Genomic DNA, 7335 nt, shown 5'->3' with positions numbered 1-7335 from the left:
GGGGAGGTGCCGCCCGGAGGCCCGGAACACCGCCACCCCCCGAGGGTGGGCTGGATCAAAGGTCGAGTAAGCGCCGACGAATCGTCGACGAACTGGGGCGCGATCCGATGTTTCGTCGGATCCGGGCGGGTTGGGGCCGACGGTCCGGAGATGAACCGGCCGTCCGGTGTGCCAGGGAGGCGCGTCCGGCGAGGGCTTGTCGTGACAGAATCGGGCCAGGTCCCGCCGCCGCCCACCCCGCGGCGCCCCGGTGTCCGGCCGCCCGGCCGGCGCCCGCGGGTCCGGTTTCGCCGTCGCCGTCGAGATCGCCAGGAGCCTGTTGATGGACGCCGTGTTCTCCGTACCCGAGCCGCTCAACGAGCCGGTCCACTCCTACGAGCCCGGCAGCGCCGACCGGGAACGGCTCCAGCGGCGGCTGGCCGAACTGGCCGCCGAGCGGATCGAGCTGCCCATGACGATCGCCGGCGAGCGGCGGATGGCCGGCGGCGCGTCGATCGACGTGGTGCAGCCGCACAAGCACGCGCACGTTCTCGGCGTCACCGGGCACGCCACCCACGACGACGCTCGCGCCGCGGTGCAGGCCGCCAAGGACGCCGCGCCGATGTGGCGCGCGCTGCCGTTCGAGGAGCGGGCCGCGATCTTCCTGCGCGCCGCCGACCTGCTGGCCGGCCCTTGGCGGGACACGCTCAACGCGGCCACCATGCTCGGCCAGTCCAAGACCGCCGTGCAGGCCGAGATCGACTCGGCGTGCGAGCTGATCGACTTCCTGCGCTTCAACGTGCACTTCGCCCGGCGGCTCCTGGCCGAGCAGCCGCTGTCCTCGCCCGGGGTCTGGAACCGCCTCGACCACCGGCCGCTGGAGGGCTTCGTCTACGCGATCACCCCGTTCAACTTCACCGCGATCGCCGGCAACCTGCCGTCCGCGCCGGCCATGCTCGGCAACACGGTGGTCTGGAAGCCGTCCCCGACGCAGCAGTTCGCGGCGCACTTCACCATGCGCCTGTTCGAGGCCGCCGGCCTGCCGCCCGGCGTGATCAACATGGTCACCGGCCGCGGCGAGGAGGTCTCCGAGGTGGTGCTCGCCGACCCGGACCTGGCCGGCATCCACTTCACCGGCTCGACGAAGGTGTTCCAGCACCTGTGGAAGACCGTCGGCGACAACATCGCCCGCTACCGCGGTTACCCCCGCCTGGTCGGCGAGACCGGCGGCAAGGACTTCGTGGTCGCGCACACCAGCGCCGACGTGGACGCGCTGCACACCGCACTGATCCGGGGCGCCTACGAGTACCAGGGGCAGAAGTGCTCGGCTGCCTCGCGCGCGTACGTCCCACGGTCGATCTGGGAGGGCGGGCTGCGCGACCGGCTCGCCGCCACCGCGGACTCGCTGACCTACGGCGACGTGACCGACTTCAGCAACTTCGGCGGCGCGGTGATCGACGACAAGGCGTTCGGCCGGCACACCGCCGCGCTGGAGCTGATCAAGGGTGACGACTCCTGCCGCATCCTGGCCGGCGGCACCGCCGACGACTCGGTCGGCTACTTCGTCCGGCCGACGCTGTTCGAGTGCTCCGACGCGGCGCACGAGACGTTCACCACCGAGTACTTCGGGCCGATCCTCGGCGTGCACGTCTTCGACGACGCCCGCTTCGACGAGGTGGTCGCCCAGGCCGAGTCGATCGCGCCGTACGCGCTGACCGGGTCGATCTTCGCGACCGACCGCCGGGTGGTCGACCAGGTGGCGGAGAAGATGCGGTACGCGGCCGGCAACTTCTACATCAACGACAAGCCGACCGGCGCGGTGGTCGGGCAGCAGCCGTTCGGCGGCGCCCGGGCCAGCGGCACCAACGACAAGGCGGGTTCCTGGCACAACCTGGTCCGCTGGATGTCGCCTCGGACGATCAAGGAGACGTTCGTTCCGCCGACCGATCACACCTACCCGCACATGGGCTGAGACGCTCGAAGAGGGCCCGTCCCGGCCGGGACGGGCCCTCTTCCTCATCCGACAGTGCACATCGGACCGGTCCGCGGGTGCCGAAATAGGCAAATCCTGGACGCCAGAGCCGACAAAGTGGCAGCTTAGAGGGCATGGCGGATTCCGGAGTCAACCCGACGGCGGCAGCTTTGCTCGGCCTGCTGCACGACGGCCCGATGACTGGCGGCCAGTTGATGGCCGCGGCTGAGCGCCGGCTGGCGCCGTACTGGTCGATGACCCGCAGTCAGGTCTACCGGGAGCTACCGGTCCTGGCCGAGAAGGGTCTGGTGCGTCTCGGCAAGCCCGGGCCGCGCATGAGTCAGCCGTACGCGCTGACAGCTGCCGGTAAACGGACATTCTCCCGCTGGCTGGCGGAGAATCCCGGCAAGGACACCATCCGTAACCCGATAGCGCTACGGATGGCGTTCGGCAACCTGCACTCGGCGAGCCAGCTCAAGAACCTCTACGCGACGGCGAACGAGTACCACACCGAGGCGCTGGCGGCGGTGCGGGAGCAGGTCAAGAACGCCAAGAAGGAAGGCGAGAGCTACGACGCCAGCGCGCTGGAGTTCGCCGTCGCCTACCACAAGGCGGCGCTGTCCTGGCTCAAGACCGCGCCGGTCGGCTGACCACCTGCAGCAGGTTGAGGGAACGACGCAGTAGTCTTGTCTGTCGTGACCGCTGCCGATTACGCCGAACAGCTCAAGGAACTCGACGCCACGCTGCGCAACATCGAGGCCGTGCTCGACCTCGACAAGCTGCGCGAGCAGAAGGCACGGCTGGAGCAGGAGGCCTCCGCGCCCGACCTCTGGGACGACCAGGCCAAGGCGCAGCAGGTGACGTCGCAGCTGTCGTACGTCAACGGCGAGATCACCAAGCTCGGCGACCTGCGCTCCCGGCTCGACGACGCCGGGGTGCTGCTGGAGCTGGCCCAGGCGGAGGACGACCCGGGCGCGCTGACCGAGGTCGAGTCGGAGATCGCCGGGCTGACCAAGGCCATCCAGGAGATGGAGGTCCGCACGCTGCTCTCCGGCGAGTACGACTCGCGGGAGGCGCTGGTGGCGATCCGGGCCGGGGCCGGCGGCGTGGACGCCGCGGACTTCGCCGAGATGCTGCTGCGGATGTACCTGCGCTGGGCCGAGCGGCACGGCTACCCGACCGAGGTCTACGAGACCTCGTACGCCGAGGAGGCGGGCCTGAAGTCGGCCACCTTCACGGTGAAGGTGCCGTACGCCTACGGCACGCTCAGCGTGGAGTCCGGCACGCACCGGCTGGTGCGGATCAGCCCGTTCGACAACCAGGGCCGCCGGCAGACCAGCTTCGCCGGCGTCGAGGTGCTGCCGGTCACCGAGCAGACCGACCACATCGACATCCCGGAGAACGAGGTCCGGGTGGACGTCTACCGGTCGTCCGGGCCGGGTGGGCAGAGCGTCAACACCACCGACTCGGCGGTGCGGCTGACCCACATCCCCACCGGCATCGTGGTGACCTGCCAGAACGAGAAGTCCCAGCTGCAGAACAAGGCCTCCGCGATGCGGGTGCTCCAGGCCCGGCTGCTGGAGCGCAAGCGGCAGGAGGAGGAGGAGAAGATGGCCGGCCTGAAGAGCGGCGGCACCAGCTCCTGGGGCGACCAGATGCGCTCGTACGTCCTGCACCCGTATCAGATGGTGAAGGATCTGCGTACCGAACAGGAGACGGGCAATCCGTCCTCGGTCTTCGACGGTGACCTGGACAGCTTCATCGAGGCCGGAATCCGCTGGCGGAAGCAGCAGCAGCTCAGCGCTGACGGTGCGTGATCACGTTCGGACTGAGCGCGTCATCGATCCCGTTCTGACCGGGTAAATCGATGACGCGCACCGCTTCGGCGGGCCTGGGGGCTTGGCTCTGCGGTTACACCGCGTAGACTACCGACCCGTGATTCAGCTTGAGCAAGTGACGAAGACGTACCCGAAGGCGTCCCGGCCTTCGCTCGACAACGTGTCCGTCTCGATCGAGAAGGGCGAGTTCGTCTTCTTCATCGGTCCATCCGGCTCCGGCAAGTCCACCATCATCAAGTTGCTGCTGCACGAGGTCACGCCCAACAAGGGTCGCGTCGTCGTCAACGGCAAGGACGTGACGTCGATGCGTTCCTGGAAGCGACCACACTTCCGGCGTTCCATCGGCTGCGTCTTCCAGGACTTCCGGCTGCTGCCGAACCGCACCGCGTACGAGAACGTGGCGTTCGCGCTGGAGGTGATCGGTAAGACGAAGGCGGTCGCCCGCCGGGTCGTGCCGGAGGTGCTGGAGCTGGTCGGTCTCGGTGGCAAGGAGCACCGCTACCCGCACGAGCTCTCCGGTGGTGAGCAGCAGCGTGTGGCGGTGGCCCGGGCGTTCGTCAACCGGCCGCTGATCCTGCTGGCCGACGAGCCCACCGGAAACCTGGACCCGGACACCTCGATCGAGATCATGCGCCTGCTGGACCGGATCAACCGCACCGGCACGACCGTCGTGATGGTCACGCACGACTCCAACATCGTGAACCAGATGCGGCGCCGGGTGATCGAGATCGAGAGCGGCCGCATCGTGCGCGACCAGGCCCGCGGCGTCTACGGCTGAGCCGTACGACGTTCCGTAGACCCTGACGACGAACCCTCACGCCGGAGAGCCGGAGGAATATCCCGATGCGGATGAAGTACGTCCTGTCCGAAGTACTGGTCGGGCTGTGGCGCAACGTCACCATGACCATCGCCATGATCATCACAATGGCGGTGTCGCTGTTCATGTTGGGCGGCAGCGGCCTTCTGTACCAGAAGGTCGGCGACATGAAGGACCTCTACTACGAGAACGTCGAGGTCTCGATCTTCCTGAAGACCGACGCCACCAAGGAACAGGTCGACGCGCTGGGTCAGCAGCTCGACCAGGACCCGCTGGTCAAGGACTCGACGTACGTCAACAAGGACCAGGCGTACGAGCGCTTCCAGCAGATGTACGCCGACGCCCCGGACCTGGTCAGCGCGGTCAAGCCGGACCAGCTTCCCGAGTCGTACCGGGTGAAGCTCAACGACCCCGAGCAGTACAAGGCGATCTACGACAAGTACAAGACCGCCGAGGGCATCGACACGATCGTCGACCAGAGCAAGCTGCTCGACAAGGTCTTCGGCGTGCTCAGCGGCTTCCAGAACGGCGCGCTCGCGATCGCTATGGTGATGGCCGTCGCCGCCCTGCTGCTCGTCGCGAACACCATCCAGGTGGCCGCGTACAGCAAGCGGCGTGAAGTGGCGGTCATGAAGCTGGTCGGCGCGTCGAACTGGTTCATCCAGGCGCCGTTCGTGCTGGAGGCGGTGGTGGCCGGTCTGTTCGGCTCCATCCTCGGTCTGCTGGCGTTGATCGCGGTGAAGGTGCTCGCGGCCGGCAGTTCGATGGCGGCCCTGGAGGGTCTGATCACCCCGATCTCCTGGTCCGACATCTTCCTGACCTTCCCGCTGATGGCCGCCGTCGGTGGCGTGGTCAGCGCGGTCACCGCCTGGGTCACGCTCCGCTTCTACCTGCGGGTCTAGTCACCCGTCCGGCTCCGGCAAGGGCCCTCCCGCGCGGAATAAACCGCGCGGGAGGGCCCTTGTGGTTCCGGTAGCATGATCTTCGCTCGCCGGCCGGTGGCCGGCGACGGACCGGGAGGGAGGTGGCGCCGATGCCACGGGAAAAGGGTCGCAAGGTGGTCGCCTCCAACAAGAAGGCGCGCCACGACTACGCCATCCTCGACACGTACGAGGCGGGCATGGCGCTGACCGGCACCGAGGTGAAGTCGCTGCGGGCCGGGCGGGCGTCGCTCGTCGACGCGTTCGCCCAGGAGCGTGACGGCGAGATCTACCTGCACGCCATGCACATCCCGGAGTACGCCCAGGGCACCTGGACCAACCACGAGCCCCGGCGTACCCGCAAGCTGCTGCTCAACCGGATCGAGATCGACCGGCTGCTGGGCAAGCTCAAGGAGAGCGGCCTGACGCTGGTGCCGTTGCAGGTCTACTTCTCCGACGGCTGGGCCAAGGTGGAGATCGGCCTGGCCCGGGGTAAGAAGTCGTACGACAAGCGCCAGGACCTGGCCAAGCGGGACGCCGCCAAGGAGATCGCCCGGGCGGTCGGCCGGCGCGGCAAGGGCATGGCTGAGTGATACGTCCGGTTCGTCCGGCTGCCCACGTCGGGCGGGCCTCGGGATGAATCCGGTTGCGCCAGGCGTTACGCTTGGTGTGCTGCCGACAGGGGCAGCGCTACGAGGGGGTGACTGGTTTCGACTTCGTACGCAGCGACAGGGGAAGCGAGCCGAGGAAGCCGACGTCGTCTCGAGAATCGGTCGTCGGAAACCAATAAGCGCCAAGAACAATCGCGCTGACTTCGCTCTCGCCGCCTGAGGCGAGTAGCAAGTCTGTCGGCCTGGGAGCGCCTTCGACCCAGTTAGCCGGCATCAGCTAGAAGGCTGGCCAATCGGACCCGGTCGCGGGGTCCGTGCGGCGAGATCAATCAGCGACTGGGCCCGTCACACCAACTTGCTCGCGTGAGCGGTGGGGCCGAGTAGAGGCACAGCGAGCTGCGCTCGGAGAAGCCCTGACAAACCGGCGAAGGACCCGGGTTCGATTCCCGGCACCTCCACTACACGGCCTGTGCGCCCCGGTCCACGAGGACCGGGGCGCACAGTCGTCTGAGGCCTCTGAGCCTGCCGGGGCAGATGGTGCCAATGCGGCAGATGAGACGCGTCGCAGCGCTGGACAGCGCCGCGTACCGGGTCCACCATCGCCATACGGGTTCGCCCAGCAGCGGGAGGTGTCCCATGGTCACCAGTCCGATCCAGCAGCCGATCTCCGTGCTCCCCACCGCTCCCGGTGACCTGCGCGCCCTCGCCCGGGCCACCGGCGGTCCGCGCTGGCGGGAGCGCCTGCTCACCGACCTCGACCCGGTCCGGCGGGGCTTCACCGAACACGTCCGCGTCACCGAAGGGCCGGGAGGCCACTACGCCGACCTGGTGCGCGCCGCGCCGCGGCTGCACCGGGGCGTACGCCTGCTGGTCGCCGAGCACGCCGCGATCCTGGCGGCGCTGGCCGCGCTCCAGCACACGGTCCGGCTGCCCGGGGCGTCCGCCGCCCAGGTGCGGGCCCGCACCGTGGACCTGCTGCGCGCGCTCGACCGGCACCGCCGCCACGGTGCCGACCTGCTCTGGGAGGCGTACCAGGCCGATCTCGGCGGCGAGGACTGAGCCCGGGGGAACCGGCCGGGACGCGCCGGCGTCCAACCGGTATGCGTCGCGTGCTCGCCCTGCTCGGGATCTCGTTGCTGACCCTCTCCGCCTGCGCCACGCCCGGCGCCGCTCCCGTCCGGACGCCGCCCACCGGCCC

Annotated in this window: 7 protein-coding genes and 1 other RNA gene; all 8 read left to right on the top strand. The window is 68.8% G+C overall.

Features of this window, described 5'->3' with window-relative positions; translation table 11 throughout:
- The first annotated feature begins 322 nt into the window (after nt 1-322).
- The 8 genes from pruA (at nt 323) to KBX39_RS17895 (ending at nt 7196) form a co-directional block, all read left to right on the top strand.
- A complete protein-coding gene (gene pruA, locus KBX39_RS17930; protein WP_187693684.1) occupies nt 323-1951 on the top strand; it encodes an L-glutamate gamma-semialdehyde dehydrogenase in 1629 nt (542 codons plus the stop codon).
- 134 nt (nt 1952-2085) lie between these two features.
- Nucleotides 2086-2601 (top strand): PadR family transcriptional regulator, encoded by a 516-nt coding sequence (locus KBX39_RS17925; protein WP_043326375.1) that lies wholly within the window; start codon nt 2086-2088, stop codon nt 2599-2601.
- A 45-nt stretch (nt 2602-2646) separates the two neighbouring features.
- Nucleotides 2647-3768, top strand: coding sequence for a peptide chain release factor 2 (prfB, locus tag KBX39_RS17920; RefSeq protein ID WP_043326373.1), 1122 nt, complete (start codon nt 2647-2649; stop codon nt 3766-3768).
- 118 nt (nt 3769-3886) lie between these two features.
- Nucleotides 3887-4567 (top strand): cell division ATP-binding protein FtsE, encoded by a 681-nt coding sequence (ftsE, locus tag KBX39_RS17915; RefSeq protein WP_013284225.1) that lies wholly within the window; start codon nt 3887-3889, stop codon nt 4565-4567.
- 65 nt (nt 4568-4632) lie between these two features.
- The gene (gene ftsX, locus KBX39_RS17910; protein WP_030501420.1) at nt 4633-5508 is read left to right on the top strand and encodes a permease-like cell division protein FtsX; all 876 of its coding nucleotides are present in this window, start codon (nt 4633-4635) and stop codon (nt 5506-5508) included.
- A 131-nt stretch (nt 5509-5639) separates the two neighbouring features.
- On the top strand, nt 5640-6119 hold the full coding sequence (gene smpB, locus KBX39_RS17905; RefSeq protein WP_030501421.1) for an SsrA-binding protein SmpB: 480 nt from the start codon (nt 5640-5642) through the stop codon (nt 6117-6119).
- A 103-nt stretch (nt 6120-6222) separates the two neighbouring features.
- Nucleotides 6223-6598, top strand: a transfer-messenger RNA (tmRNA) gene (ssrA, locus tag KBX39_RS17900).
- A gap of 175 nt (nt 6599-6773) precedes the next feature.
- Complete coding sequence (locus tag KBX39_RS17895) at nt 6774-7196, top strand: hypothetical protein (RefSeq protein ID WP_043326371.1); 423 nt, start codon at nt 6774-6776, stop codon at nt 7194-7196.
- The last annotated feature ends 139 nt before the right edge of the window (nt 7197-7335 follow it).

The sequence above is a fragment of the Micromonospora sp. D75 genome (genome assembly GCF_018070405.1).
Taxonomy (GTDB): domain Bacteria; phylum Actinomycetota; class Actinomycetes; order Mycobacteriales; family Micromonosporaceae; genus Micromonospora; species Micromonospora chalcea.
Note: the sequence above shows the minus strand (reverse complement) of the source record. Positions and strands in the feature narration are given on the sequence as shown.